Raw genomic sequence first — 2,649 nt, 5'->3', positions numbered from 1 at the left:
GGCGGGCGGGGCTGCTCACCCTCGGCGGTTACCGGTTCGACACCGGCCCGACCGTGCTCACCATGCCCGAGCTGCTCGCGGACGCCTTGGACTGCGTCGGCGAGGATCTCGACCGCTGGCTGACGCTGACCCGCCTCGACCCGATGTACCGGGGGTTCTTCGCCGACGGTTCGTCACTGGACGTCCGCGCCGACCCGGCCGACACCGCGGCGGAGATCCGGGCGCTGTGCGGCCCGGCGGAGGCCGCCGGCTTCGAGCGGTTCGTCACCCTGGTCACGGAGATGTTCCGCGCGCAGCTGCGGCACTTCATCGACGCCCAGGTGGACTCGCCGCTGTCACTGCTGCGCCCGCAGCTCGCCCGGCTCGCGGCGCTGGGCGGTTTCCGCCGGCTCGACGCGGTCGTCGGCCACCACCTGCGCGACCCGCGGACCCGGCGGATGTTCTCCTTCCAGGCGATGTATGCCGGGCTCGCCCCGCACGACGCCCTCGCCCTCTATGCCGTCATCTCGTACATGGACTCCGTCGCCGGGGTTTATCACCCGACCGGCGGCATGCACGCCGTCGCCGAGGCGATGGCCGCCGCGGCGGTCAAGCACGGGGTGACGGTGCGCTACGAGACGACGGTGAGCCGGGTGGAGGTACGTGGCGGTCGGGCGGTGGCGGTGCACACCGCCGCCGGCGAGCGCATCGGCGCGGACGTGGTGGTCCTCAATCCGGACCTGCCGATCTCCTACGCCGAGCTGCTGCCGCCGGCAGCGGCGCCGGCCCGGTTGCGCCGGCTGCGCTACTCGCCGTCGTGCTTCCTGCTGCTGGCCGGCGCGCGGGTGCAGTACCCGCACACCGCGCACCACACCATCCATTTCGGCCAGGCCTGGCGGCGGACGTTCACCGAGATCATCGACCGCGGCGAGCTGATGAGCGACCCGTCGTTCCTCGTCTCCACGCCGTCGCACAGCGAACCGGCGATGGCACCGGCCGGCGGGCACGCCTACTACGTGCTCTTCCCGACGCCGAACCTCACCGCGCCGCTGGACTGGTCGGTGCTGCGCTCGCGCTACCGCGACGAGGTCGTCGCCACCTGTGAGCGACGCGGCTACGCCGGGTTCGGCGACGCCATCGAGGTGGAGCAGGTGACCACCCCGGCCGACTGGCGGGCTCGCGGGATGGCAGCGGGCGCGCCGTTCGCCGCCGCCCACACCTTCCGCCAGACCGGCCCGTTCCGCCCGGCGAACATGGCGCCGGGGCTGGCGAACGTGGTGTTCGCCGGCAGCGGCACCCGGCCCGGTGTCGGCGTGCCGATGGTGCTCATCTCGGGACGGCTGGCGGCGGAGCGGATCCTCGGCGCCGATCGCGGTTACCGCTCGCGTGCGCTGCGTTCCGGGCCGCCGACCTGAACGGAAAGTTCCTGAAAAGGGGCTTAGAAGACGCTTGCGACCGAGCCGTGCCGAGTCCTTTGGCGCCCCATTCCGCCTTGGGGCTGGGAGAATACCGCCCATGGACGATGGGCAGAGCCCGGCCGGCCTCGCCGCCCCGGACACCACCTCGGACGCGGCGTTGCTCGAGCGCGCCCTGTTCGAGATCAAGAAGGTAATCGTCGGGCAGGACCGCATGGTCGAACGCATGCTCGTCGCGCTGCTGGCCCGCGGGCACTGCCTGCTCGAGGGCGTGCCCGGGGTGGCCAAGACGCTGGCGGTGCAGACCCTGGCCACCGTGGTCGGCGGCTCGTTCGTCCGGATCCAGTTCACCAACGACCTGGTTCCCTCGGACATCGTGGGCGCCCGCATCTACCGGGCCAGCCAGGAGGCGTTCGACGTCGAGCTCGGGCCGGTCTTCGCGAACTTCGTGCTGGCCGACGAAATCAACCGGGCGCCCGCGAAGGTGCAGTCGGCGCTGCTGGAGGTCATGTCGGAAAAGCAGGTCTCCCTCGGCGGGGCCACCCACCGGCTCCCCCGGCCGTTCCTGGTGCTGGCCACGCAGAACCCGATCGAGTCCGAGGGCGTCTACCCGCTGCCCGAGGCCCAGCGCGACCGGTTCCTCATGAAGGTCAACGTGCCCTATCCCAGCCCGGCCGAGGAGCTGGAGATCGTCCGGCGGATGGGCGTGTCACCCCCGGTGCCCGAGCGGGTTCTCGGCCCGCGGGTGCTGGAGCGGCTGCAGGAGCGGGCCGACACCGTGTTCGTCCACCACGCCATCATCGAGTTCGCGGTGCGCCTCGTGCTCGCCACCCGGGCGCCGGCCGAGGCCGGGCTGCCGGAGCTGGCCGGCCACCTCGCCTATGGCGCCTCGCCGCGCGCCTCCCTCGGCCTGGTCGCCGCCGCCAGGGCGCTCGCGCTGCTGCGCGGGCGCGACTACGCCGTGCCGGACGACGTGGTCGCCGTCGCCCTCGACGTGCTGCCCCACCGGCTGGTGCTGTCCTACGAGGCACTGGCCGAGGGGCTGACCACGGACGCGATCGCCGCCCGCATCCTGGAGATCGTCCCGCAACCGCAGGTGGCGCCGCGCCAGCAGGCCCCCTACCCCACCGGGCTCATCGGGCCGAACACCGGCGGCTGGGGCACCAACCCGCGCTCAGGCTTCCCCGAGTACCTCGACCGGGGTCCCCTGTCATGACGCCGGACCCGGGCCGCCCCGGCCCGGCCGCCGCCACCC

General features: G+C 73.1%; 2 protein-coding genes. Both read left to right on the top strand.

From position 1 onward, the window contains the following. Window positions 1-1,394, top strand: a 1,394-nt coding sequence (gene crtI, locus NBZ83_RS31430) for a phytoene desaturase family protein (RefSeq protein ID WP_261576434.1), incomplete at its 5' end; no start/stop codon positions are given. 100 nt (window positions 1,395-1,494) lie between these two features. Then, window positions 1,495-2,610 (top strand): AAA family ATPase, encoded by a 1,116-nt coding sequence (locus NBZ83_RS31425; RefSeq protein WP_261566337.1) that lies wholly within the window; start codon window positions 1,495-1,497, stop codon window positions 2,608-2,610. The last annotated feature ends 39 nt before the right edge of the window (window positions 2,611-2,649 follow it).

This window comes from Frankia gtarii (assembly GCF_025403375.1).
GTDB lineage: Bacteria > Actinomycetota > Actinomycetes > Frankiales > Frankiaceae > Frankia > Frankia gtarii.
The sequence above is the reverse complement of the archived record's forward strand: the minus strand, read 5'-3'. Positions and strand labels throughout refer to the sequence as shown.

What these genes read in the sequence shown, in the direction of transcription:
- NBZ83_RS31425 (WP_261566337.1), top strand. Translation starts at nt 1,495, where the DNA reads ATGGACGATGGGCAGAGCCCGGCCGGCCTCGCCGCCCCGGACACCACC.